23 protein-coding genes are annotated in these 24,953 nt (G+C 68.9%); 1 reads left to right on the top strand and 22 read right to left on the bottom strand.

The annotated features are described in order from the left end of the window. Positions 1-10 precede the first annotated feature (10 nt). From A33M_RS11245 to A33M_RS11140, 22 genes are all read right to left on the bottom strand, one after another. Complete coding sequence (locus A33M_RS11245; protein WP_008387063.1) at positions 11-1,597, bottom strand: benzoate-CoA ligase family protein; 1,587 nt, start codon at positions 1,595-1,597, stop codon at positions 11-13. 69 nt (positions 1,598-1,666) lie between these two features. Beyond that, the gene (locus tag A33M_RS11240; protein WP_008387062.1) at positions 1,667-2,149 is read right to left on the bottom strand and encodes an acyl-CoA thioesterase; all 483 of its coding nucleotides are present in this window, start codon (positions 2,147-2,149) and stop codon (positions 1,667-1,669) included. Continuing rightward, positions 2,146-3,141 (bottom strand): 4-hydroxybenzoyl-CoA reductase subunit beta, encoded by a 996-nt coding sequence (gene hcrB / locus A33M_RS11235; RefSeq protein WP_008387061.1) that lies wholly within the window; start codon positions 3,139-3,141, stop codon positions 2,146-2,148. The genes A33M_RS11240 and hcrB overlap by 4 nt, the downstream gene beginning before the upstream one ends. Next, the gene (gene hcrA, locus A33M_RS11230) at positions 3,138-5,474 is read right to left on the bottom strand and encodes a 4-hydroxybenzoyl-CoA reductase subunit alpha (protein WP_008387060.1); all 2,337 of its coding nucleotides are present in this window, start codon (positions 5,472-5,474) and stop codon (positions 3,138-3,140) included. Before hcrA ends, hcrB begins: the two co-directional genes overlap by 4 nt. Continuing rightward, positions 5,471-5,998: a 4-hydroxybenzoyl-CoA reductase subunit gamma gene (gene hcrC / locus A33M_RS11225; RefSeq protein WP_008387059.1), complete on the bottom strand. Its 528-nt coding sequence runs from the start codon at positions 5,996-5,998 to the stop codon at positions 5,471-5,473. The genes hcrA and hcrC overlap by 4 nt, the downstream gene beginning before the upstream one ends. Then, positions 5,998-7,704, bottom strand: a complete 1,707-nt coding sequence (locus A33M_RS11220; RefSeq protein ID WP_157223435.1) for a benzoate-CoA ligase family protein — start codon at positions 7,702-7,704, stop codon at positions 5,998-6,000. The genes hcrC and A33M_RS11220 overlap by 1 nt, the downstream gene beginning before the upstream one ends. A gap of 31 nt (positions 7,705-7,735) precedes the next feature. Then, positions 7,736-8,452, bottom strand: coding sequence for an ABC transporter ATP-binding protein (locus A33M_RS11215; RefSeq protein WP_008387056.1), 717 nt, complete (start codon positions 8,450-8,452; stop codon positions 7,736-7,738). Continuing rightward, on the bottom strand, positions 8,449-9,204 hold the full coding sequence (locus tag A33M_RS11210) for an ABC transporter ATP-binding protein (RefSeq protein ID WP_008387054.1): 756 nt from the start codon (positions 9,202-9,204) through the stop codon (positions 8,449-8,451). Before A33M_RS11210 ends, A33M_RS11215 begins: the two co-directional genes overlap by 4 nt. Continuing rightward, positions 9,197-10,258 carry a branched-chain amino acid ABC transporter permease gene (locus A33M_RS11205; protein ID WP_083850425.1) on the bottom strand — a complete coding sequence of 354 codons (1,062 nt, stop codon included), beginning with the start codon at positions 10,256-10,258 and terminating at the stop codon, positions 9,197-9,199. Before A33M_RS11205 ends, A33M_RS11210 begins: the two co-directional genes overlap by 8 nt. Positions 10,259-10,263: 5 nt before the next feature. After that, positions 10,264-11,130 (bottom strand): branched-chain amino acid ABC transporter permease, encoded by an 867-nt coding sequence (locus tag A33M_RS11200; RefSeq protein WP_008387050.1) that lies wholly within the window; start codon positions 11,128-11,130, stop codon positions 10,264-10,266. 74 nt (positions 11,131-11,204) lie between these two features. Beyond that, positions 11,205-12,401 carry an ABC transporter substrate-binding protein gene (locus A33M_RS11195; RefSeq protein WP_202801860.1) on the bottom strand — a complete coding sequence of 399 codons (1,197 nt, stop codon included), beginning with the start codon at positions 12,399-12,401 and terminating at the stop codon, positions 11,205-11,207. 463 nt (positions 12,402-12,864) lie between these two features. Next, positions 12,865-13,536: a TetR/AcrR family transcriptional regulator gene (locus tag A33M_RS11190; RefSeq protein WP_008387045.1), complete on the bottom strand. Its 672-nt coding sequence runs from the start codon at positions 13,534-13,536 to the stop codon at positions 12,865-12,867. A 197-nt stretch (positions 13,537-13,733) separates the two neighbouring features. Then, entirely contained in the window at positions 13,734-14,477 is a 744-nt protein-coding gene (locus A33M_RS11185; protein WP_008387043.1) for an SDR family NAD(P)-dependent oxidoreductase, read from the bottom strand. Between the two features lie 20 nt (positions 14,478-14,497). Then, positions 14,498-15,649: an acyl-CoA dehydrogenase family protein gene (locus A33M_RS11180; RefSeq protein WP_237718353.1), complete on the bottom strand. Its 1,152-nt coding sequence runs from the start codon at positions 15,647-15,649 to the stop codon at positions 14,498-14,500. After that, positions 15,646-16,476 (bottom strand): enoyl-CoA hydratase family protein, encoded by an 831-nt coding sequence (locus A33M_RS11175; protein WP_008387038.1) that lies wholly within the window; start codon positions 16,474-16,476, stop codon positions 15,646-15,648. The genes A33M_RS11180 and A33M_RS11175 overlap by 4 nt, the downstream gene beginning before the upstream one ends. 153 nt (positions 16,477-16,629) lie before the next feature. Then, the gene (locus tag A33M_RS11170) at positions 16,630-17,367 is read right to left on the bottom strand and encodes an SDR family NAD(P)-dependent oxidoreductase (RefSeq protein WP_008387036.1); all 738 of its coding nucleotides are present in this window, start codon (positions 17,365-17,367) and stop codon (positions 16,630-16,632) included. Continuing rightward, entirely contained in the window at positions 17,364-18,128 is a 765-nt protein-coding gene (locus A33M_RS11165; RefSeq protein ID WP_008387034.1) for an enoyl-CoA hydratase/isomerase family protein, read from the bottom strand. Before A33M_RS11165 ends, A33M_RS11170 begins: the two co-directional genes overlap by 4 nt. 216 nt (positions 18,129-18,344) lie before the next feature. Further along, complete coding sequence (locus A33M_RS11160; protein WP_040620236.1) at positions 18,345-19,532, bottom strand: acyl-CoA dehydrogenase; 1,188 nt, start codon at positions 19,530-19,532, stop codon at positions 18,345-18,347. Between the two features lie 80 nt (positions 19,533-19,612). Then, the gene (gene aliA, locus A33M_RS11155) at positions 19,613-21,274 is read right to left on the bottom strand and encodes a cyclohexanecarboxylate-CoA ligase (protein ID WP_008387030.1); all 1,662 of its coding nucleotides are present in this window, start codon (positions 21,272-21,274) and stop codon (positions 19,613-19,615) included. Between the two features lie 27 nt (positions 21,275-21,301). Next, positions 21,302-22,459 carry a cyclohexanecarboxyl-CoA dehydrogenase gene (gene aliB, locus A33M_RS11150; protein ID WP_008387028.1) on the bottom strand — a complete coding sequence of 386 codons (1,158 nt, stop codon included), beginning with the start codon at positions 22,457-22,459 and terminating at the stop codon, positions 21,302-21,304. Between the two features lie 108 nt (positions 22,460-22,567). Continuing rightward, positions 22,568-23,365: a 2-ketocyclohexanecarboxyl-CoA hydrolase gene (badI, locus tag A33M_RS11145; RefSeq protein ID WP_008387026.1), complete on the bottom strand. Its 798-nt coding sequence runs from the start codon at positions 23,363-23,365 to the stop codon at positions 22,568-22,570. Between the two features lie 11 nt (positions 23,366-23,376). After that, entirely contained in the window at positions 23,377-24,165 is a 789-nt protein-coding gene (locus tag A33M_RS11140) for an SDR family NAD(P)-dependent oxidoreductase (protein ID WP_040620231.1), read from the bottom strand. Between the two features lie 196 nt (positions 24,166-24,361). On the opposite strand from A33M_RS11140, the gene A33M_RS11135 reads away from it, so the two are divergent. Then, positions 24,362-24,865 carry a MarR family winged helix-turn-helix transcriptional regulator gene (locus A33M_RS11135; RefSeq protein ID WP_008387022.1) on the top strand — a complete coding sequence of 168 codons (504 nt, stop codon included), beginning with the start codon at positions 24,362-24,364 and terminating at the stop codon, positions 24,863-24,865. The last annotated feature ends 88 nt before the right edge of the window (positions 24,866-24,953 follow it).

Raw genomic sequence — 24,953 nt, 5'->3', positions numbered from 1 at the left:
GCCGCGCCGATCACTCCTCCTCGATGCGCAGACGGAAGCGCTGGATTTTTCCGGTCGCGGTCTTCGGCAGCTCGTCGACCACGTGGAATTTGCGCGGGTACTTGTAGGGCGCCATCCGCGCCTTGCAGTGGGCCATCAGCTCGGCCTCGAAGTCCTGCGTGGCCCGCACGCCCTCGGCGAGCACGATCCAGGCTTCCGGCTTGATCAGGCCGGCGCCGTCCTCGCGGCCGACCACCGCCGCCTCCAGCACGGACGGATGCTCGATCAGCGTCGCCTCTATCTCGAACGGCGAGCACCAGATGCCCGACACCTTCAGCATGTCGTCCGAGCGGCCGCAGTAGAAGAAATACCCGTCCTCGTCGCGGTAATAGGTGTCGCCGGTGGCGAGCCAGTCGCCCAGCATGGTCGCCGCGGTCTTTTCCGGGTTGCGCCAATAGGCGCGCGCAGTCGACGCCCCCTTGATGATCAGCCGGCCCGGCTCGCCGGGCTTCAGCGGCGTGTCGGTCTCGTCGAGAATTTCCGCCTCGTAGCCCTCGACCAGCCGGCCGCTCGAGCCCGGCCGGTGCTCGCCGGCGCGGTTGGAGATGAAGATGTGCAACGCTTCCGTCGAGCCGATGCCGTCGAGGATCAGAAGGCCGGTGCGCTCCTTCCAGCGGCGAAAGATATCGGCCGGAAGCGCCTCGCCGGCGGAGACGCACAGCCGGATCGAGGAGAGATTTGGCGTCGCCGTCTCCAGCGCCTGGAGCTGCGCGGCATAGAGCGTCGGCACGCCGAAAAACAGCGTCGGCCGAAACTTTTCGATGATCCCGAAGGTCGAGTCCGGCGTCGGCCGCCCATCGAGCAGCACCGCGGTGCCGCCGACCCACAGCGGGAACGTCATGCCGTTGCCGAGCCCGTAGGCGAAGAACAGTTTTGCCGCCGAGAAGAAGACGTCGTCCTCGCGGATGCCGAGGGTGCGCACGCCGTAGGTCTCGCTGGTGATCACCATGTCGCGGTGGCGGTGGATGGCGCCCTTCGGGCTGCCGGTCGAGCCCGACGAGTAGAGCCAGAAGCAGTCCGCCTCGGCGTCCGCCGGCACCGCGACGAAATCGTCCGGGCAGCCGGCGAGCCGCGCCGAGAAGCTCGCGTCGTCACCCTCGGTGCGCATCACGATGCGCGGCCGGTGGGGGCTCTGCGCCAGCGCCGGCTCGACCTCGCCGGCGAACTCGGGCGAGTAGACGAGAGCCGCGCACTCGGCGTTCTCGATCATGAAGGCGTAGTCCTTGGCGCGCAGCAGCGTGTTGACCGGCACCGGCACGACGCCCGCCTTGATCGCCCCCCAGAACAGATAGAAAAACTCGACCGAGTCCTTCACCACCATCAGCAGGCGGTCGCCGCGCGCGAGGTTTTCGCCCGCGAGCAGGTTGGCGCAGCGGTTCACGCCGGCGGCGAGCTCGGCATAGGTGGTGTCGCCGCGCACCGTGCGCACCGCGACCTTGCCTCCGCGGCCTTCCGCGAGATGGCGGTCGATGAACCAGGCGGCAACGTTGAAGCCCGGCGGAAATTGTTGGTCCGTTGCGGGCCGCACGGAAAGATCGTCGCGAACCAGAGTCTCCATCGGCGTGTCCTCCTGTGTGTCGGTCGCGCGGCTCGTTCGGCGCGCCCGTCCTGTCCAAACGACGCGTCGTCACATCGCCGCGCGGATGCGCGCGACGAGATCGTCCGGCGGCACGCGCGGCTTCATCGACACGGCATCGACGAACACCGCGACATACTCGCCCTCGAAGCAGAGAACGCCGTCCTGCCGGCCGTGCACCCGGTGGGTGATCGAGCGGTGGCCGAGCCGGCTCACGATCACCTCGCAGTCGAGCGAGTGGCGCGGCGTGACCGGCGAGCGAAAATCCATCGTCATGTGGACGAACGGCGTGCAGAGCGTCAGGTCGGTCTGCATCGCGTACCAGTTCGTGCCGGCGCGCGCCGCCCACCACGCCTCGAGCGCGTCGAGCGACCATTCCGGAATCCGCGCGGTGTAGGCGATGCGCGCCGGATCGCAGTCGCCCCAGCCGACCCGGATGCGATGGACGAAGGCGGACGGCGCGGAGGCCGATGTCCGTGCCGGCGCCTCGTGATGCCGCACATGTGTGCCGATGCCTGCGAACGGTTTCGTCACGAGGCATTCCCTTCGCCGGCGGCGGCCCAGAGGTCGCCCGCGAGCCGCACGGCGGAGGCGGCGGCGACGCGGCGGCGATAGTTCGGCGTCGTCACGGTGGTCTTCACCGCGTTGCAGCTTTTGCGCACGGCGTCGGTGAGCGTCTTGGCGCTGTCCTCCGACCATGTGGTCCCGGCGAGCCGGTCGAGCCCGGGCACCAGCACCGGCGCCGAGGCGACGCCGGTGAGCGCCACCGTCACCGAGGCGAGACGATCCCCCTCGCGCCGCAGCGCGACGGCGACGCCCGCGAGCGGAAAGTCGATCGCCTCGCGCACCCGCACCTTTGCATAACCAGCGACGGCGCCGTTCGGCGGCGGCACGTGCACCGCGGTGACGATCTCGCCCGGCGCCAGCGCGAGATGGCTCCGCCCCTCCTCGTGAAAGAAGCTCGCGAGCGCCAGCCTCCGGGTTCCGGCGGGTCCGAGGATTTCCGCCTCGGCGCCGAGCACCATCAGCACCGGCGCGACGTCGCCGGCATAGACCGCGTAGCAGCGCAGGCTCTTCTTGACGACGTGACAGACGTCGCCCTCGATCTTGAGGCAAAACCCGTTGCCGGCTCGCCACCACTCGCTCTGATTGACGAAGATGCAGCGCGTCTCCTGGCACAGATTGCCGGCGAGCGTCGCCGCCTCGCGGTGGGTCGGGCCGGCGACCGCTTCCGCGGCCGCTGCCAGCGCCGGCCAGCCCGCGCGAATGCCCTCGTCCTCGGCGATGTGGGCGAGCGTGACGGTGGCGCCGAGCCGCAATCCCGCCTCGCTCACAACGAGGTCATCCAACCCGCCGACATTCGTGAGATCGACCAGCGCCGGCGGATCGGCCATGCCACGCCGGATATTCACCAGGAGATCGGTGCCGCCGGCGAGCGGCTTTCCGCCCGGCGTCTCCGCCAGCGCGGCGACCGCCTCGGCGAGCGTGTCCGGCCGGTGCAGCCGGAATGCGGGCATCAGCGTCATGGCGTGCTCCCCTTGGCGGCCGCCTGCCGCTCCTTGGCGTCCATGAGGTCGGCGACGCGGTCGGGCGTCAGCGGCGTCGCCGTCGGCCGCACGCCGGTCGCGGCGGCGACCGCGTTCATCACCGCCCCGACTGCGCCGGCGAGCGCGCCCTCGCTCGCCTCCTTGGCGCCGAACGGCCCGTTCGGATCGATGCTCTCGACGATGAACACCGCGACGTCCGGGCTCTCGGCCATGGTCGGCACGCGGTAGTCGAGCAGATTGGTCGCGAGCCCGCGACCGTCGTCGAACCGCGTCTCCTCCGACAAGGCCTGGCCGAGCCCCATCCACACCGCGCCCTGCACCTGGCCCTCGACGGCGAGCGGATTGAGCGCGCGGCCGACATCGGCGGCGACCCACACTTTGTGCACCGTCACCTTGGCGGTGACCGGATCGACCGACACCTCCGCCACCTGCGCCGCGTAGGAAAAACCCATCGAGGCGCCGATCGCGCTGCCGCGAATCGCCTTGTCGCCCTGGAACTCCTTCGGGCAGGTGAAGGTGCCCTTCACGGTGATGGTGCCGGTGTCGATCAGCGCCTCTCTCACCACGTCGCCGAACGAGAGGCCGGAATCCTGCCCCGGCTCCTGCGCATGAACGACGCGGAACACCTCGTCGCCACACTCGATGTCCTCGGGCGCCGCCTCGAGTTTCTTCGCCGCCGCCTCGACCAGAATGCGTTTCAGAGTCTCCGCCGCGGCGATCGCCGCATTGCCGACCATGAAGGTGACGCGCGAGGAGTAGCTGCCATTGTCCTTCGGCGTCAGCGCGCTGTCGGTCGAGACCACGCGGATGCGGCCGAGATCGCAGCCCAACACCTCGCCGACCACCTGCGCGGCGATGGTGGAGGAGCCCTGGCCGATGTCGGAGGCGCCGGTGAGCACGGTGACGCCGCCGTCGAAATCGAGCTTCAGATTGATCACCGCGTGCGGCTCGCCGGTCCAGTGCTTGGGCGTCGAGGTGCCGGAGACGAAGTGCGAGCAGGCGAGCCCGAGTCCCCGTCCCGGCGGCATGCTCTTCCGACGCTCCTTCCAGCCCGACGCCTGCTCGACCCGGTCGAGACATTCGCCGAGGCCGTAGCTCATCACTTTCTGCGCCATCAGCGTGGTGGTCGGTGCGGTGAGCAGATTGCGGCGGCGCACCTCGAACGGATCGAGCCCGAGCTCCTCCGCCATCTCGTCGAGCAACGCCTCGAAGGCCGCGCGCATGTCGACGGTGCCGTGGCCGCGCATCGCCCCGCATGGCGGCGTGTTGGTGTAGACGCGCCAGCCGTCGTACTTGATCGCCGGGATGTCGTAGAGCCCGTGCAGCAGCGCGCCGGCATAGAGAATCGTGATGATGCCGTAGCCGGCATAGGCGCCACCGCGCTGGGTGCATTCGGCGACGCAAGCGGTGAGCCGGCCGTCGCGCATCATGCCGAGCTCGAGCACGATGTCGGCCTGCGGGCGGCCGCGGTGACAGAGAAACGTCTCCTCGCGCGACAGCAGAAGCCGCACCGTGCCGCCGGCTTTTCGTGCGAGCAGCGCCGCGATCACCTCGAAGCCGAGCGCCTCGGTGCGGGCGCCGAACCCGCCGCCGAGGAACGGCTTGATCACGCGCACGCGCGAGGTGTCCATCTCGAGGCACTGCGCGACGGTGAGATGCACGTAATACGGCACCTGCGTCGTGCTGTGCAGCGTCAGCCAGCCGCGCTCGGGATCGTATTCTGCGAGCGTCGCGTTCGGCTCGAGATGCGCGTGATTCACCTCGGCAAACGAGAAGCGGCGCTTTCTCACGAGATCGGCCGCGGCGAGCCCGGCCTCGAGGTCGCCGAACGCGCTGTGCACCGCGCGCTCGATATTGTTCGGCTTGTTGTCGTGCAAGAGAACGGCGTCGGCCGCCCGCGCCTTTGCGGGATCGACATAAACCGGCAGCGGCTCGATCTCGAGCACGATCAGCTTCAGCGCCTCGAGCGCGGTCTCCTCGTCGACCGCCGCCACCGCGGCCACCGGCTCGCCGCGATAGCGCACCTTTTCACGCGCCAAGGGATACTCGGTTCGCGCGATCGGCAGCACGCCGAACGGCACCGCGCAATCGTCGCCGGTGACGACGGCGACGACGCCCGGCAGCCGCTCCGCGGCGCTCGTATCGACGCTGCGCAGAAGTCCGTGCGCGACCGGACTGCGCAGGATCTTTCCGACCAAGGCGTCGGCGGCCGGGAGGTCGGCGGTGAATTTGGCGCGGCCGGTGACCTTCTCGATGCCGTCGACCAGCGGCGTCTTGGTGCCGATGCGCGGCGGACGGACCAGCGTCGTCATCGCGCGCCCTCCGACCCGACCGGTGTCTCGGCGGCGGCGCGCACCGCCTCGACGATCTTCACATAGCCGGTGCAGCGGCACAGATTTCCGGCGAGCGCTTGCCTGATCCTCTCCGGCGTCGGATCGGGGTCGCGGCGCAACAGGGCTTCTGCCGCCATGATCATGCCGGGCGTGCAAAAGCCGCACTGGGCGCCGAGCTTTTCGTGAAACATCTGCTGCAGCCGGCTCATCCGGCCGTTGCGGGCGAGGCCTTCGATGGTCTCCACCCGCCGGCCGGCGACCTGATGGGCGAGCGTCGAGCAGGCGAGCCGGGGCCGGTCGTCGACCAGCACGGTGCAGGCGCCGCACTCGCCGCCGTCGCAGCCCTGCTTGGTGCCGGTGAGCCCGGCGACCTCGCGCAGATAGTCGACGAGCAGCATCCCGTCCGCGACGAAATCCTCGCGCGCACGGCCGTTCAGCGTCAGCGCCAGAACCGATTTTTTCCGCACCCGCGCGCCGGACGCGCGAACATTGGGGTCGTGCATCACGTCGTCTCCTCGAACAGGCGGCGCAGGCGATAGCGCTGGATCTTTCCGGTGGCGGTTTTCGGCAGCTCGTCCAGGAAGTGGATCTTGCGCGGGAACTTGTAGGGCGCGAGCGTGCTCTTGCAGTGGCGCATCAGCGCGTCGCCAAAACTCTCGCTCGGCCGCACGCCGTCGCACGGCACGATCCACGCCTCGGGTTTCACGAGGCCGTCGCCGTCCGGCACGCCGATCACCGCGGCCTCCAGCACGTCCGGGTGGCTGGCGAGGCAGCTCTCGATCTCGATCGGCGAGCACCAGATGCCGCCGACCTTCAGCATGTCGTTGGAGCGGCCGCAGTAGCGGAAGAAGCCCTCGGCGTCGCGGCTGTAGGTGTCGCCGGTGTCGAGCCAGTCGCCCTGCATGGTGGCGGCGGTCTTCTCCGGGTTGTTCCAGTAGCACAACGCAGTGGAGAGCCCTTTCACCTGCAGGCGGCCGGGCTCGCCGGGCGGCAGCTCCGCGCCCAGCTCGTCGACGATGCGCACGGTGAAGCCGGGCACCGGGCGACCGCTGACGCCGGGCCGCGCATCCTCCGGACGGTTGGTGATGAAGATGTGCATCGCCTCGGTCGAGCCGATGCCGTCGAGGATCTTGTGGCCGGTGCGCGCCTTCCAGCGCAGAAAAATGTCGGGCGGCAGGGGCTCGCCGGCCGAGACGCAGACGCGCAACGACGAGAGATTTGGCGTCGTGCTCTCCATCGCCTGCAGCTGCGCCGCATAGAGCGTCGGAATGCCGTAATAGAGCGTCGGCCGGAATTTCTCGATCACGTCGAAGGTGTTCTGCGGCGTCGGCTTGCCGTCGAGCAGCACCACCGACGAGCCGGTCCACAGCGGCACCATGCCGGAATTGTTGAAGCCGTAGGCGAAGAACAGTTTTGAAGCCGAGAAGGTGACGTCGTCCTCGCCAATGCCCAACACCTCGCGGCCGTACCACTGGCTCGACACCGCGGGATCACGATGCCGATGCACCACCGCCTTCGGCCGCCCGGTCGAGCCCGACGAGTAGAGCCAGAAGCACGGCGTCTCGGCGGAGGCCGGCACGACGTCGAGCTCGTCCGACGCCCCGGCCATCAGCGAGGCGAGGGTGTTCGACCCGCCGGACGGTGAAACGATCTCGGCCAGAGCCGCAGCCTGCTCCCTCTCCCCGACGGGGAGAGGTGATCCCGTGATTGTCTCCTTGCCGTCCTCGACCGGCAGCGCGACGCGCAAGCCCGGCCGCGCGGCCTGCACTGCGGGCAGAACCTCGGCGGAGAATTCGGCGCTCCACACCATCGCGGCGCAGCCGGAGTCCCCGATCATGTAGCGGTAGTCGCCGGTGCGCAGCAGCGTGTTGAGCGGCACCGGCACGATGCCGGCCTTGATCGCACCCCACAGCAGGAAGTAGAACTCCGGGCAATCCTTCACCACCATCAGCATGCGCTCGCCCGCCACGAGCCCGAGCGTGCGCAAGACGTTGCCGCATCGGTTCACGCCGGCGACCAGCGCCGCGAAGGTGACGGTGCGGCCCGACACCGGGCGGATGAACACCTTGTCGCCGCGCCCTTCGGCGAGATGGCGGTCGATGAAGGCGGAGGCGGCGTTGAAGCCGGGGCCGAACGAGAACTCGGCCGGGGATCGCGACGTATCGACCGACAGGCCGGGCAGCCGCAGCGTCGTGACATCCTCTTTCATGATCGGGGTGCCTCGCATCGTCCGCTCGTCCTCACAGGCTCAGGTGCCGCATCAGCGCGTCGTGATCCTCGGCGAGATCGGCGGTCGCACCGTCGAGCACGATCCGGCCCTTCACCATCACCAGCGCGCGGTCGCACAGGCCGAGCAGATCCTTGATGTTCTTGTCGATCACGAGCGTCGCGATGCCGGACGCGCGGATCGTTCTGATCACCGACCAGATTTCTTTCCGTACCAGCGGCGCCAAGCCTTCGGTCGCCTCGTCGAGAATGATCAGGTCGGGATTGGTCATCAGCGCGCGGCCGATGGTAATCATCTGCTGCTCGCCGCCGGAGAGCTGGTTGCCGAGATTGTCGAGCCGCTCGGCGAGCCGCGGAAAGGTCTCCAGCACGCGTGCAAAGGTCCAGTCGCGGCGGCCATCGACGCCGGCGCGCGCGGCCATGATCAGGTTTTCGCGCACGGTGAGGTTCGGGAAGACGCCGCGGCCCTCCGGCACCAGCGCGATGCCCTTGCGCACGATCGTCTGCGGCGGCGCGCCGGTGACCGTTTCGCCGTTCACCCGGATCTCGCCCCGGCTCGGGGCGACGAGGCCGAGCATGGTGCGCAGCGTCGTCGTCTTGCCCATGCCGTTGCGGCCGAGCAGGCACACCGCCTCGCCGCGGCCGACCGCGAGCGACACGCCGTGCAGGATATGGCTCGAGCCGAGATGGGTGTGGAGGCCGAGCGCCTCGATGATCGGCGTGTCGGTCATGCCGCCAGCTCCTCGCCGAGATAGGCGTCGCGCACCGCGACGCTCGTGCGAATCTGCTCCGGCGTGCCGGTCTCCAGTTCGCAGCCGTTGACCATCACGGTGATGCGCTGGGCAATCGAGAACACCGCATCCATGTCGTGCTCGATCAGGATCAGCGTGTGATCGCGCGCGAGCGTCTTCAGGAGATCGATCACCCGCCAGGATTCCTCCACCCCCATGCCGGCGAGCGGCTCGTCGAGCAGCAAGAGCCGCGGCTCGGTCGCGAGCATCATGCCGATCTCGAGCTGGCGCATCTCGCCGTGACTGAGGGTCGCGGCCTGCGTGCCGGCGCGCGCCTCCAGCCCGCACAGCCCGAGCGCCCGCTCGGCGCGCGCCTGCACGTCCCGATAGCGCCGCGCCGGACGCACCATGTTGAGCCAACCGGGAAGCCGCGCCTGCGCGCCGAGCCAGCAGTTCTCGAGACACGTCAGCTCGGGCAGGATGTTGGTCTTCTGATAGCTGCGCCCGATGCCGCGCCTTGCCCGCACGTGCACCGGCAGGCCGGTGACGTCGGCGCCTTCGAACAGGATTTTTCCGTCGGTCGGCGGCAGGTCGCCCGACAGCATGTTGATCAGCGTGGTCTTGCCGGCGCCGTTGGGGCCGAGAATGGCGTGCACGACGCCCCGCTCGAAGGCGAGCGACACGGCGGAGACGGCGCGCAGGCCGCCGAACCGGCGCGACAGGTCGCGGGTCTCGAGGATCGTCTCAGGCATCGCCGGCACTCTCCTGCGGGAGGTCGTCGCGCCGCTTCGCCGGGGTGCGCCCGAACAGACGGGCCGGCGCGTTCCACAGGCGGGCGAGCGCCTTGCCCAATCCCTCGCGGCCGCCGCTGCGCGCCAGCGGGCCGACCAGCCCGTTCGGCAGGAACAGCACGACGGCGATGACGAACAGGCCGACGATCAGCTTCCAATGGTCGGTCAGCTCGGCCGCCCAGTCCTCCAGGAAAACCAGCGCGAAGGCGCCGATCACCGGGCCGACCAGCGTGCCCATGCCGCCGAGGATGACGACGATCAGCACCGTGGCCGACTCGTGCCAGCCGAGATGCGCCGGCGACACGAAGCCGCTGCGCGCGACCTCGAGAAAACCGGCGAGCCCGGCGATCAGCCCGGCGAGGACGAAGGCGGCGAGCTTGTAGCGCTGGACGTCGTGGCCGAGCGCGCGGGTCCGCCCCTCGTTGATCCGCACGCCGCGCAGCACCTGACCGAACGGCGACTGCAGCACGACCGACAGGAGCACGAAGGTGCCGACCAGGCAGGCGAGCGCGACATAATAGAAGACCGTGCGGTCCGACAGGTCGATCAGCTCGATGCCGGCGATCGCCAGAACCGGCTTGGCGTCGAGATTGACGCCGTCGGCGCCGCCCCAGAACGACACGTCGTGGAAGAAGAAGAACACCATCTGGCCGAGCGCCAGGGTGATCATGATCAGATAGATGCCCGAGGTGCGGACGCTGATCCAGCCGATCGCCAGCGCGGTCACACCGGCGGTGGCGAGGCTCGCGGCGAGCAGCGTCGGCAGATCGGTGACGCCGGCCTTGTTGATCAGCGCGGCGACCACATAGGCGGCGGCCCCCGAGAAGGCGGCATGCCCCATGCTGACGAGGCCGGCGAAGCCGACCAGAAGATCGAGGCTCATCGCGAGAATGCCGAGCACCACGATCTTGGCGGCCAGGCGGACATAGAACGCGTCACCGACCAGCGGGTACAGCGCGATGCCGATGCACACCAGCGCGAACAGGAGCGGCAGAAGGGGCGAACGGTGCGACATGCCGATCATCCCGCGAACAGGCCGCGCGGCCGCCACACCAGCACCATCGCCATCAGCGCGTAGACGACGACGCCGGCCGCCTCCGGCAGGAAGACGGCGCCGAAGGTGTCGGCGAGCCCGATCAGCATCGCCGCCCAGAAGGCGCCGACGATCGAGCCGACGCCGCCGATCACCACCACCACGAACGAGACGATCAGGATCTCGTCGCCCATCGACGGGTGCAGCGAGTTGACGGGCGAGGCGATCATGCCGGCGAAGGCGGCGAGCCCGACGCCGAGGCCGAACACGACCATGAACAGGCGGTTCACGTCGAGGCCGAGCACCTGCACCATCTCGCGATTGGAGGCGCTGGCGCGGATCATCATGCCGAGCCGGGTGTAGCGGATGACGCCGCCGAGCGCGACCGCCATCACCACGCAGGCGAGCGAGACGAACAGCCGGTAGACCGGATAGACCTGGGTGTCGGTCAGCGTGATCGAGCCGGACAGCAGCGGCGGCACGTCGACGCCGTGCACGTCGTTGCCCCACAGAATGCTGCGCACCTCGCCGAGCACCAGGATCAGGCCGAAGGTGAACAGAACCTGATAGAGGTGGTCGCGGCGATAGAGATGAGTGAAGCCGATGCGCTCCACCACGAGGCCGAGCAGCACGCTGATCGGCACGCCGAGCGCGAGCGCGAGGAAGAAGTTCCCGGTCACCGCGTCGAGCCAGAAGGCGAGATAGGCACCGATCATGTAGAAGGCACCGTGCGCGAGATTGACGATGCCCATGATGCCGAACACGAGCGTGAGCCCGCTGGCGACCAGGAACAGCAGGAAGCCGTACTGGACGCCGTTGAGAATCTGAATGAGGTAATACGCGCCGACGTCCATGCGAGGCTGCTCCGATCGCAGGCAGCGGACGACGCGCGTAGGCCGCGCGCCGCCGGGGACGATGGGTTTTTGGATCAGGCCTTGCAGCCGGTCGCGGGATCCTCGACCGCCTTGGCGGCGATGCCGAGCACCTTCTCCTCGCCGTTCTCGACACGCCGGAGATAGAAATCCTGAATCGGATTGTGGGCGCGGGAGAAGCGGAACTTTCCGCGCGGGCTGTCGATCTCGGCCTTCTCCATCGCGGCGAACAAAGCCTTGCGCGCCTTGATGTCGCCCTCGACCGCGGCGAGCCCCTGCGCGAGCAGGGAGGCCGCGTCGTAGGCCTGCACGGCGAAGACGTCGACCTCGCGGCCGGAGGTCTTCTCGAAGTCGGCGCGGAATTTCTTGTTGATCGGGTTGTCGAGGGTCGATGCGTAATGCAGCACCGTGGTGATGCCCTCGGCGGCCGGACCGGCTGCGTTCAGCACGCCATCGGTGAGGAAGCCCGGGCCGTAGAGCGGGATTTTTCCCTGCAGGCCGGCCGCCGCGTAATCCTTGATGAACTTGAGCGCGCCGCCGCCGGAGTAGAAGGCGTAGACGGCATCCGGCTTGAGCGCGGCGATCTCGGTGAGATAAGGCTGGAACTCGTCCTTCGGGAAGTCCGGCATGAACTCCTTGACGACGGTGCCGCCGCCCGCGGTGAACGACTCGCGGAAGCCCTCCATCATCTCCTTGCCGGCGGCGTAGTTCCACGACATCAGCACGACGTTGCGGTGACCGGCGTCGAGCACCATCGGGCCGCCCGGCTGGTTGGCCTGCCAGTTGGAGAACGAGGTGCGGAAGATGTTGGGCGCGCACAGCGCGCGGGTGATGCGGTTGGAGCCGGCGTTGGGCACCAGCGTCAGCGTGCCCTCCTCGCGGGCGACCTGCACCATCGCCTCGGCGACGCCGGAATGGATGGTGCCGATCAGCACGTCGACGCCTTCCTTGACGATCAGCTTGGCGGCGTTGTCCTTCGCCTTGGGCGGCGAGGACTCGTCGTCGACGCGGACGAACTCGACCTCGGCGCCGCCGAGCTTGCCGCCGAGCTCGGCGACCCGCAGCTTGATGGCGTCGGCGACGGTCTCGCCATGGATGGCATAGGTGCCGCTGAACGGCAGCATCAGGCCGATCTTCAGGCGCGGCGGCGCGGCGATGGCGACACGCGGAAGGCCGACGGCGGCGACGCCGGCGGCAGCGGCAGCGGTTGCGAGAAAGCGGCGGCGCGAGCCGCGCGGCATCTGTTCGAACACGGGCGTCCTCCTGAAACTTTTTTTGCTCGACGGCTTTTTGCCGCCGACGATGAAATTCGCGTGCTCTTCTTGAAATTCTTCTCGCGCCGCCGGTCGAGCGCACGCGCCTCGCGAAAGGCCCGTGGTCCGGCGGTTCCGTCGTGCCTGTGGCGGCGTCACCCCCGATCGCGTGTCGTTCGGCGCGGCGGGCTGCGCCGCGCGGACCACGGTTCACCGACGCGCGATGCGCCGGCAATGGATCGCGTCGCCGCGCCCGAGGTGTCGGGCACGGCCTGTTTCGGGGGTGAAGAAATCATACACGGGCAATAATGCGCATACAAGTACCAGAATACGATTGCTGCGCTGCATTCACGAGAATTCGGCTGTCGCAGCCGCACCCGGGCCGGCATTTTCGCGCGAATACGATGCGCCGTGCGGCGGCGCGGGGCGCCGCGTCGTCGATCCGACCAGGAGAGGGCCGTCGTTACGGCTTTGCGATCGCTTTCAACGACGCCGCCGGCCTTCCGTCGCCCGCGAGATGCCGCCGCAACCCCTCCGCCGACGCAAAGCCGCGCACCAAGAGGTCGGCGCTCTCGGCGATGTAGGCATCGACGTCGAAGCGCGTCTTCAGGTGCCAGTTCTTCAGCGCCCACATATGGACGTTCATCAACACCTGATAAGTCGCGAGCTCGACGTCGAGGTCGCGAAACAAGCCGGCCGCCATGCAGTCGCGGATCGTCTGGGCGATCATCTCGCCGGTCTCGAGCTCGCCACGCTTGACGATCGCGCGCTGCTCCGACGGCAGGCTGTTGGTCGAGCGATAGACCAGCACGGTCGCGTCGATGTTCTCGGCGACCACCCGGCAGAAGGCGGCATGGACCGCGCGAAACCGCGCCAGCGGATCGTCGATCCCCTCGAGTGCCGGCGGGACCTGCTCGCGATAGGTGTTGATGACGTGCAGCAGCGCGAGCAGCAGCACGTCCTCCTTGGTGCGGGCATAGTGATAGATCAGCCCGGCGCTCATCCGCGCGCGCCGGGCGATCTCCTGCATGGTCGTGCGGTAATAGCCCTTGCGCGAGAACAGATGGACGGCGGCACCGACGATCTGCTTGCGGCGGCGCTTGGTGAGGTCGGCGTCGGCCGAATGACTCGGCACCGCGGCGTCCTCGGGCGGCGCGCCGGCCGTGTCTCGCTGATCCCGGTCTCGCTGATCCCGGATCGACGGTCGTCTCGCCACGCGCCCCTCCCGATTGTCTCGGCCGGCCGAACGCGCCCGCCGCTCGTTGCTTGTCGCAGCGATCGGACGACAATTCAACCGCGACGGCAAGGCGCACCGTCGCCGCTCCCGTGCCTTCAGAGGGCGATGCGCTGGCCGCCGTCGACATGGATGGTCTCGCCGGTGAGAAACGGGATGTCCTCGCCCACCAGGGCGGCGATCAGCCGGGCGATGGCGTCGGGCTTCGCCGGGCCGCCGGCCGGGATGCGGGCGGCGAGGAAGTCGCGCACTTTTGCGGAGGCGAGCGAGTCTCTCGTGATGTCGGTCTCGACATAGCCCGGCGCAACCGTGAGCACGCGGATGCCGTGCCTCGCCCATTCCACCGCGAGGCAGCGGCCGAACGCGGCGACCGCGGCCTTGGAGGCGCAATAGGCGGCGTTGCGCCGCACCCCCTGCTCGGCGAACATCGAGCCGATGTTCACGATCAGCCCGCCGGCCGCCTTCAGATACGGAAAGACCCGCTGGCAGGCGGCAAACGTCGCCGTGGTGTTGACCGCGAGCATCTCCTCGAACGCGGCGATCGGCTGGCGGTCGGACGGCGCCTCGCGATGAATGCCGGCATTGTTGACGAGCGCGTCGATCCGTCCGGCTTTTTCCGCGAAGGCGGCGAACGCCGCCTCGACCGCCGGAGGATCGGAGATGTCGGCGGCGAGCGGGACCAGCCGCGCGCAAATCTCCGCCGGCGCGTCGATGCCCTCGGGTCCGTGCCCCTGGCGAGAGAGGCAGCCGACCGTGTGGCCGCGGCGCGCGAGCTCGAGCGCGATCGCCGCACCGATGCCGCGGCTCGCCCCGGTGACGATCACCGCCTTCGCGTCGCTCATGGCGTATCTCTCCATCGTCTTCACGCGGCGAGAAGGCTGCGGGCGATCACCAGCTTCTGGATCTCGCTCGCGCCCTCGTAGATGCGCAGCGCGCGCACGTCGCGATAGAGCCGCTCGGCGACCGTGCCACGCACGACGCCGAGGCCGCCAAAGAGCTGCACCGCGAGGTCGACGGTCTTCTGCGCCTCCTCGGTCGCAAACAGTTTTGCCATCGCCGACTCGCGGGTGACGCGGTGGCCCGAATCCTTGCGCCACGCGGCGCGGTAGACGAGCAGCGCTGCGGCGTCGGTCGCGGTCGCCCGCTCGGCGATCGCCCCTTGGGTGAGCTGCATGTCGGCGAGGCGGGCGCCGAACAGGCGCCGCTCCGACACGTGCGCAATCGTCTCCTCGAGCGCGCGCCGGGCAAAGCCGAGCGCGGCCGCGCCGACGGTCGCGCGAAACACGTCGAGCGTGCCGAGCGCGATGCGAAAGCCGTCGCCCGGTGCGCCGATCATCGCGCGCGCCGGCACGCGGCAGTTCTCCAGCACGACGACGCCGAGCGGATGCGGCGCGGTGACGTCGATCGAGTAGGTCGCGGTGAGACCACGCGTGCCGGCCTCGACGACGAAGGCCGACAAGCCTTTGTTGCCCTCGCCGGTGCGGGCGAACACGACGTAGAGCCCGGCGATGCCGGCGTTCGAGATCCAGGTTTTCTGGCCGTCGAGCACATAGTCGGCGCCGTCCTTGCGGGCGGTGGTGGCGAGCGCCGCGACGTCGGAACCCGCCTCCCGCTCCGACAGCGCGAAGGCGGCGATGGCGCCGCCGGCCGCGACGCCCGGAAGGTGGGCCGCCTTCTGCTCGTCGCTGCCGAACAGCCCGATCGGCCCGGAACCGAGGCCCTGCATCGCGAAGGCGAAGTCGACCAGCGCGTGCTGCCGTGCCAACGCCTCGCGGGACAGGCACAGCCGGCGGGCCGACAGCGGCGCGGCGAGCGCCGTCGCGACGCCGAGCAGGCCGGCTCGCCCCATCGCCGCGACCAGCGCGCGGCAGGCGTCCGCCACCGCCTCCCGCCGCTCGTCGCGCGGATCGAACAGACCCGGCGCGGTCTCCGTCGCGAACGCGGTCGCGCGATCGTAGACCGCCGCCGCGTCGTCGGGAAGAAACGGCCAGTCGAGGAAACCACGGTCCATCAGTCGCCCTCGAACACCGGCTGCCGCTTCTCGACGAACGCCCGATAGGCGCGGCCGTAGTCTTTCGTTTGCATGCAGATCGCCTGGGCCTGCGCCTCCGCCTCGATCGCCTGGTCGACCGTCATGTGCCACTCGGCCTGCAGGCAGGTCTTGGTCATCGCGTGCGCGAAGGTGGGGCCGGCGGCGAGCGAGGCGGCGAGCGTTTTTGCCTCGGCGAGCACGGCGTCCGGCTCGACCAGCTTGTTGTAAAAACCCCAGCGCTCGCCTTCGTCGGCGGTCATCGCGCGGCCGGTGTAGAGCAGCTCCGAGGCGCGCCCCTGGCCGATGATGCGGGGCAGGATCGCGCACGCGCCCATGTCGGCGCCGGCGAGGCCGACCCGCACGAACAGGAACGCGGTCTTGGTCTTCGGTGTGCCGAGGCGGAGATCGGAGGCCATCGCGAGGATCGCACCGGCGCCGGCGCACACGCCGTCCACTGCCGCGACGATCGGCTGCGGGCAGGCGCGCATCGCCTTGACGAGATCGCCGGTCATCCGCGTGAAGGTCAGCAGGCCGTCGGTGTCGCCCGCCTCCTGCATCTTCACCAGCGGGCCGATGATCTCGTGCACGTCGCCGCCCGAGCAGAAATTGCCGCCCGCGCCGGTGATCACGATGCTCTTGATGTCCTTGGCGTAGACGAGATCGCGGAAGAAATCACGAAGCTCGCCGTAGGACTGGAAGGTGAGCGGGTTCTTCCGCTCCGGACGGTTCAAGGTGACGATGCCGATCTTGCCCTCGACCTCCCATTTGAAATGGGTCGGCACGTAGGACCGTGCGTCGAACATGCGCATGATTGTTTCCTCCCGATATGACGTGATTTGTTTGCGACCCGTGGCGTGGGCAGAGCGAAGCGTGCACACCCTCTCACCCGCAAGATATCGATCTCGATGGCTCGTGGGCACGGCGCGTCCGCGCCTTTGTCCACTCTGCGCCGGTGACGAACATCACCCCGCCATCGCCAAGCCGCCGCTGACGCTGAGCACCTGCCCGGTGACGAAGCCCGCCTCCTCCGAGGCGAAGAACAGGATCGCGTGAGCGATCTCGGACGGCTTTGCCAGCCGCCGCATCGGCGTCGCCCGCACGAACGCCTCCTGGTGCTTCTCCGGCACCTTGGCGAGCAGCGGCGTGTCGGTCGGGCCGGGGCAGACGCAGTTGACGGTGATCGCGTGGCGCGCCACCTCGCGGGCGAGCCCCTTCGAGAAGCCGATGATGCCGGCTTTTGCGCCCGAATACACCGTCTCGCCGAGCGAGCCGACCCGGCCGGCGTCGCTCGACACGTTGACGATGCGCCCGCCGCCACGGCCGATCATGCCCGGCAGCAGCGCCCGCGTGAGCTTCACCGGCCCCATGAAATTGACGCCGACCACGGTGTCCCAGAAGGCCGCGTCGTTCTCGAGGAACGGCTGGATCTTGCCCCAGCCGGCGACGTTGGCGAGCACGTCGACGTCGCCCACGCCATCGGCGAGCGTTTTCGCGAAGGCGGCGATCAACTCGTCCTTGGTGACGTCGAGCGCGATCGCCACCGCCCCCGCGCCGATCCGCTCGGCTTCGGCTTGCGCCTTCTCGACGGCGATGTCGGCGATCACCACGCGCGCGCCTTGCGCCGCGAACGCTTCCGCGGTGGCGAGCCCGATGCCGGAGGCCGCCCCCGTCACCACCACGGTCTTTCCCGAAAAGCTCATGTCCCCCCTCCCCTCGCGTTCAGGAACGCGTGGACACGGTCGCGCGTGTCCTGGTTCTCGTAGAGCCGCTGCGTCTCCAGCCGCTCGATCAAAAGCCCGGTGTCGATCGGCGCCTCGGGCGCCGCGATGCAGCGCTTGGCCGCCGCGAGCGCGGTGCCGGACAGGCCGGCGATCTGCCCGACCGTCGCGGCGGCGAAGGCGGTAAGCTCGGCGTCCGGCACCGCCCACTGAACGAGGCCGAGCCGCTCGGCGGTCGCGCCGTCGACCGTGTCGCCGCCGAGCACGATCCGCTTGGCGGTGCCCGCCCCGCACAGGCGCGTCAGCCGCTGCGTGCCGCCGGCGCCGGGCACCAAGCCGATGCGCGCCTCCGGCAGGCCGAGCGCCGCACTGTAGCCGGCGATGCGCAGATCGAAGGCGAGCGCGAGCTCGAGCCCGCCGCCGAGCGCCGGCCCGGCGATCTCCGCGACCGTCACCAGCGGCAGCCGCTCGATGCGATCGAACAGCGTTTGCATCCGCGCGACGTGCGCGACCATCCGCGCGGCGCAGTCGTCGAGCGGAAAATACTCGCGCATCATCTTGATGTCGGCGCCGGCGCAGAAGGCGCGCTCGCCGCTTCTCACATGCAGCACGGTGGGGGGCGCGACCTCGAGCCCGTCCAGCATCGCGTGGAAGGCGTCGATCAGCGCCGGATCGAACGCGTTGACCGGCGCCCGCCGCATCGTCGCCACCACCGTGTCGCCACTTCTCCGGACCTCGAGCATGCTCCGCCTTTGAATGATCATTCAATCTGTATTGAATGGTCGTTCGATACCGGGCCGGTTGTCAAGCGGGCTTTTCGGTCTTTTTCGGAGAGCCTTCGACGGCCTCGCGGGGAGCGCAAAAGAAAACGCGCGAAACCGGAGGCTTCGCGCGTGAAGGACGGTCGAGAAGACCACGTGACGAGTTGTGAGACGGGCGTGCCCGTCCCGCGAAAATGATCAGAAGAACGCCTGCAGCCCCGTCTGTGCGCGGCCGATGATCAGCGTGTGGACGTCGTACGTCCCCTCGTAGGTGTTGACCGTCTCGAGATTGACCATGTGGCGGATCACCGGAAACTCGTCGGAGATGCCGTTGCCGCCGTGCATGTCGCGGGCCATTCGGGCGATCTCCAGCGCCTTGCCGCAATTGTTGCGCTTGATCACCGAGATCATTTCCGGCGCCATCTTGCCGCCTTCGAACAGCCGCCCGACGCGCAGCACCGCCTGCAGCCCGAGCGTGATCTCGGTGAGCATGTCGGTGAGCTTCTTCTGAAACAGCTGGGTCTGTGCGAGCGGCCGGCCGAACTGTTTTCTGTCGAGCCCGTATTGCCGCGCGGCGTGCCAGCACGCCTCCGCCGCACCGAGCGTGCCCCAGGCGATGCCGTAGCGCGCGCGGTTGAGGCAGCCGAACGGGCCGGCGAGGCCTTCGGCGTTCGGCAGCAGCGCGTCCTCCGGCACCTCGACGCCGTCCAGCACGATCTCGCCGGTGACCGAGGCGCGCAAGCTGAGCTTGCCTTCGATCTTCGGCGCCGACAGCCCCTTCATGCCCTTCTCGAGCACGAAGCCGCGGATCTTTCCGCCGTGCGCCGCCGACTTCGCCCACACCACGAACACGTCGGCGATCGGGCTGTTGGAGATCCAGGTCTTGCTGCCGGTGAGGCGATAGCCGCCGTCGATCTTCTCCGCCCGCGTCTTCATGCCGGCGGGGTCGGAGCCGGCGTCCGGCTCGGTGAGGCCGAAGCAGCCGATCCATTCGCCCGAGGCGAGCTTCGGCAAATATTTTTCCCGCTGCTCCTCGCTGCCATAGGCGAAGATCGGATACATCACGAGGCTCGCCTGCACCGACATCATCGAGCGATAGCCGGAATCGACCCGCTCGATCTCGCGCGCGACCAGGCCGTAGGAGACGTAGCCGGCGCCGGTGCCACCGTACTTCTCCGACAGCGTCACGCCGAGCAGACCGAGCTCGCCCATCTCCGAGAAGATCGCCGGATCGGTCTTCTCCTCGCGGAACGCTTGGCGCACGCGCGGCGCGAGCTTGCTCTGCGCATAGGCCCGGGCGCTGTCGCGGATCAGCCGCTCCTCCTCGGAGAGCTGCTCCTCGAAGAGGAACGGATCGTCCCACTGAAACGCATTCGTGTCCTTCATCGTCCTGTCCTGTTCCAACACCTCGCCGGCGGCCGAAAATGTCTCGCCGCCGGCTCGTTTTCCGATCCGGTCGTGGCGCCTCACGTCGCGGCGCGTGCGGCGCTCGTCTCCTCGCGCAGCATCGACCGCAGCACGAATTTCTGGATCTTGCCCGAGGCGGTGGCCGGCAGCGAGTCGCGAATCTCGAGCCGCTCGGGAAAATAGGGCCGCGCGAGCCGCCTGTTCTCGAGAAACGCGGTCATCTCGGCAAAGGTGAGGGTTTGCCCGGCTTTCGGGACGACGAAGGCGCAGGCGCGCTCGCCGAGCCGCTCGTCGGGATAGCCGACCACCACCGCCGCCGCGACCGCCGGGTGCTCGAACAGAAGCGACTCGACCTCCACCACAGGAATGTTCTCGGCGCCGCGAATGATCACGTCCTTCGAGCGCCCGCAGATGCGGATGTAGCCTGCGGCGTCCCGCCTGGCGAGATCGCCGGTGTCGAACCATCCGTCCGCATCGACATTGTTCCAGTGCGGCCGCTTCAGATAGCCGACGAAGTTCGACGCGCCGCGCACGAACAGCGCGCCCTCCTCACCGTCGCCTGCACGCGTGCCGTCGGCATTGCGGATCTCGAGCTCCATGCCGGGCAGCGGACAGCCGTCGCTCTCCACCGACCGCGCGTCGGGGTCGGCGGGATCGGTCGTCGTCACCGCGCCGTTCTCGGTCATGCCCCAGGCCGACACGATCTTTGCCCCGAGAATTTTGCGCGCCCGCGCGACCACTGGCCCCGGAATGGCGGCGCCGGCGCACACGAAGATGCGCAGGCTCGCGCTGTCGATGCCGCCCTCCTCCACCGCGCCGGCGAGATCGGACAAGAACGGCGTCGCCGCCATCGTGAAGGTGCAGCGCTCCTCCGCGATCAGCCGCGCGGCGAGCGCCTTGTCCCAGCTGTCGAGCAGCACCGTGCGGGCCTGAAGGTGGAGCGGCATCAGGTGGCCGTACATGAAGCCGGTCTGGTGGGCCATCGGCGAGGCCATGAACACCACCGTGTCGGCCCCGAGCCCGAGACGCTCGGCATAGGGGATCAGGTTGGAATACAGGGTATTCGCAGTGTGCATCACCCCCTTCGGCTCACCGGTGGTGCCGGAGGTGTAGACGAGCTGGCACACCTCGTTCGCTGTCGGCCGGTGGTCGTGGGTGATCGCGTGGCGGTCCGGGTCGTCGTCGAAGGCGGGATCGAGCAGCAGGCGCGCGAACGACGTCTCGTCCTCGTCACCTTGCACGACGACATGAGCGAGATCGGGCAGCTCGGGCCGCATCCGCTCGGCCATCGCTTTATGGTCGAAGTTGCGGAACACGGCGGGAACGAGAAACACCTTCGCCTCGCCGTGCTTCAGCATGAAGCGCAGCTCGCGCTCGCGAAAGATCGGCATCACCGGGTCGAACACCGCGCCGATCCGGGCGCAGGCGAGCGCGGCGACGACGAACTCCCAGCCGTTCGGCATCTGGCAGGCGACGACGTCGGCCTTGCGTACGCCGAGCCGGTAAAGCCCCACCGCGGCGCGGTCGGCGAGCCGGTCGAGCTCGCGCACGAAAAAATCGCGCCGCTCGCCGGTCGCGGCGCGGATCGCGGTGAGCGCGTGCGCATCGGGGGCGGCGGCGAGCCACGCATCAAAGCAGTCGTTCACCGTCTTGCCGTGCCAAAATCCGTTCGCCTCCATCGCGGCGCGGCGCGGCTCCATCAAGACGGCATCGAAGTCCATGTGGCACTCTCCGAATAGGCCGCCGGCTCAGCCGACGGCGGTGCGTCCGGCCCGTTCGCGGGCGACGATCGTCTTCATGATGTTGGCCGTGCCGTCGCCGATCTGCAGACCCAGCACGTCGCGCAGCCGCTGCTCGAACGGCAGCGCGTCGGAATAGCCGGCGTGCCCGTGCATCAGGAGGCAGCAGTGGATCGTCTCGAAGGCGAGCAGCGGCGGCCACCATTTGGACATCGCCGCCTCGGCGGTGTGCGGCAGATCCTGGTCCTTCAGCCACAGCGCGTTCATCGCGAGCAGGCGCGCCGCCTCGACCTGCGTGTCGAGCGCCGCGAGCTGGTGCGATACGCCCTGGAAGGCGGCGAGCGGCTTGCCGAAGGCGGTGCGCTCACGGACATGCGCCCAGGTCTCGTCGAGGCTTTGGCGGGCGACGCCGAGGCATTGCAGCCCGATCAGCGCGCGCGAGAAATCGAAGCCCTGCATCACCTGAACAAAACCGCGATTCTCCTCGCCGATCAGATTCTCGACCGGCACCCGCACGTCGTCGAAGAAGATCGAGCCGCGGCCAACCGCGTGCTCGCCCATGTCGGTGAAGCGGGTGGTGGAGACGCCCGGCGCATCCATCGGCACCAGCACGGCGGAGATGCCGCGGGCGCGATCCTCCGGCCGGCCGGTGCGGGCGAACACCACGCAGGCCGCCGCCTGGTCGGCCGCCGAGATCGAGGTCTTCTCGCCGTTCAGAACGAAGTGGTCGCCGTCGCGCTCCATCCTGAGGCCGAGATTTGCGGCGTCCGATCCACCGCGCGGCTCGGTGAGCGCGATCGACAGCACGATCTCGCCGGCGGTCAGCCGCGGCAGCCACTCTTGCGCGAGCGCCGGCGGGGCGTGCTTCGCCAGCACCTGGCCGGTGAGCGAGGCGAGCATCGGCACATAGGCGACGTTGAAGTCGGCGCGCGCGATCTCCTCGACGATCACGCCGGAGCACAAGACGCTCGCGCCGGCGCCGCCATACGCTTCGGGCAGCTCCGGCGCGATCAGGCCGAGCGCGCCCATCTCGCGCACCAGATCGGCGCCGAAGGATTTCGTCGTCTCGCGCGCGCGATAGCCGGGCGCCACCCGCTCGGTCGCAAAGCGGCGCGCGACGTCGCGCAGCGCGATCAAATCCTCGGTGTCGAAGATCGTCCGTCGCATGATGCGCCCTCGTCGTTTCGGTGAAGCACCCGCGCGGGCGGCCGTGCACCGGCCTTCGTTGTTCGCGCGGGCGTCGCGTCTCCCCCAAAAACCGGACCCGAGGCCCGGTCACCTCTTCGCGTGCTTGCGGAACTCCGGCTTGCGCTTCTCGCGGAAGGCGTTGCCGCCCTCCTTGCTCTCCTCGGTGTCGTAATAGAGCGAGACGGCGTACATCCCGAGCCCGGCAATGCCGCGGATGTGCTCGGTGTCGACATTGAAGGAGCGCTTGGCGATGGCGATCGCGGTCGGGCTCTTGTCGAGGATTTCGGCGCACCAGCGCGCCACCTCCTCGTCGAGTTTTTCGTGCGGCACCACCGCATTGACGAGGCCCATGGCCAAGGCTTCCGCAGCCGAGTAGCGCCGGCACAGATACCAGATCTCTCGCGCCTTCTTTTCCCCGACCACGCGGGCGAGATAGGCCGTTCCAAAACCCGGATCGACCGAGCCCACTTTCGGGCCGACCTGCCCGAACACCGCCTTCTCGCTCGCGATCGTGAAATCGCACACCGTGCACAGCACGTTGCCGCCGCCGATCGCGAACCCCTGCACCTTGGCGATCACCGGCTTCGGCACGTCGCGGATCACCGAGTGCATCTCCTCCATCGGCAGGCCGATGGTGCCGCGCCCGTCGTACTGGCCTTCGTGCGCGCTCTGATCGCCGCCGGTGCAGAACGCCTTGTCGCCGGCGCCCGCCAGCACGATCACGCCGACCGACTTGTCCCAGCCGGCGCGGTTGAAGGCGTGGATCAGCTCCTCGCAGGTCTTTCCACGGAAGGCGTTGTACTTGTCGGGCCGATCGATGGTGATGGTGGCGACGCCGTCCGTCACGTCGAACAGGATGTCCTCGTACGCTTTGGTGTCGGTCATGGCGCGTCTCCTCAGCCGTGCATGGTCAGGCCGCCCGAGACCGAGATCACCTGCCCGGTGACGAACGCCGCATCGTCGCTCGCGAAGAACAGGATCGCGCCCGGCAGATCGTCCGGCTTGCCGAACCGCCCCATCGGGATCGCGCGCACGAACGCCTGGCGCAGCTTCTCCTTGTCGCCGGCGCCGTCCATGAAGCTCTCCAGCATCGCCGTCTCGGTGAGGCCGGGGCAGACGACGTTGAAGGTGATGCCGTGCCGCGCGTGCTCGCGTGCGAGCGTTTTCGAGAAGGCGATGATGCCGGCCTTGCAGGCGGCATAGACCGACTCGCCCGACGAGCCGACCCGGCCCGCATCGGAGGCGACCGACACCACCCGGCCGGCCGCCTTGCGCGCCACCATCGACGCGAGCACCGGATGCGTGATGTTGAGCACCGAGCGCAGATTGATGTCGATGATCTTGTCCCAGAAGGACGGGCCGCTCTTCAGGAACGGCGTGAACACGTCCCAGCCGACATTGTTGACCAAGACGTCGACCGGCCCGACGGTCTGCTCGATGTCGGCGACCATCGCGGCGGTGGCGGCGAAATCGGCGAGGTCGACGGTGCGGGCGAGCGCCTCGCCGCCCGCGGCGCGGTGGGCTGCCGTGACCTCGCCGGCGACCCGCTCGGCGCGCGCCTCGTCGATGTCGACCACCACCACCCGCGCGCCTTCGGCGGCGAAGCGGGCGCAGGTCGCCGCCCCGATGCCACCGGCGCCGCCGGTGACGACGACCACCTTCCCGTCGAGTCCCCTCACGGGCATCCTCCCTCGTGTCGCGCGGCCGGGTTTTTCCCGGCACGGGTGATCGGCACGTTTTCTCGTTTCGTGGCGCTTCGCGGCTTGCCGCGGCCCCTCTCCCGTGCATACCGGCCGCCCGAATATATGTCAATGTATTTACTTTATTCGCCGGCTGCGGCAGGACTACGCGACGAGGCGGGCGGACACGGCGGTCGCGCGGATGAAAAAAGACGCAGCAAGAAACAACCACAAGGTCGACGGCGTGGCGCTGGGCCTGAGCAACCGGCTGTTCTTCCGACTCTACCAATGCGCCAACATGATGCACAAGACCGGCACCAAGGCGCTGGAGCCGCACGGCGTCACCACCCAGCAATGGGCGATTCTGGGCGCGCTGACCCGGCCGGCCTTCGAGCACGGCGTGGCGGTCGGCGACCTCGCCGCCTATCTCCTGGTCAGCCGGCAGAATCTCGCCGGCGTGCTGTCACGCCTCGAGGCGCAGGGGCACATCGTCCGCACCGTCGCCGAGAGCGACAATCGCAGCCGGCTGATCAAGCTCACCGATGCCGGGCGGACGCTGTGGGCCGAGGAGATGCGGCCGCGGATCGACGACTATTACGCCGCCGCGCTCGACGGCTTCTCGACCGACGACCGCATCCACGCGATCCACTATCTCGACAAGCTTTTGCGCAACCTCGCCGCACTCGACCCCGAGCCCGAGCACTGATCCCAACGGCGACAGAGTCCGACCTCGTCCTGAGGAGCGCTCCGCAGGAGTGCATCTCGAAGGGCGAGGCCACGGTGCGGGCCTCATC

Source organism: Rhodovulum sp. PH10, assembly GCF_000293785.1.
In the GTDB taxonomy this organism is placed as follows: domain Bacteria; phylum Pseudomonadota; class Alphaproteobacteria; order Rhizobiales; family Xanthobacteraceae; genus Rhodoplanes.
The sequence above is the reverse complement of the archived record's forward strand: the minus strand, read 5'-3'. Positions and strand labels throughout refer to the sequence as shown.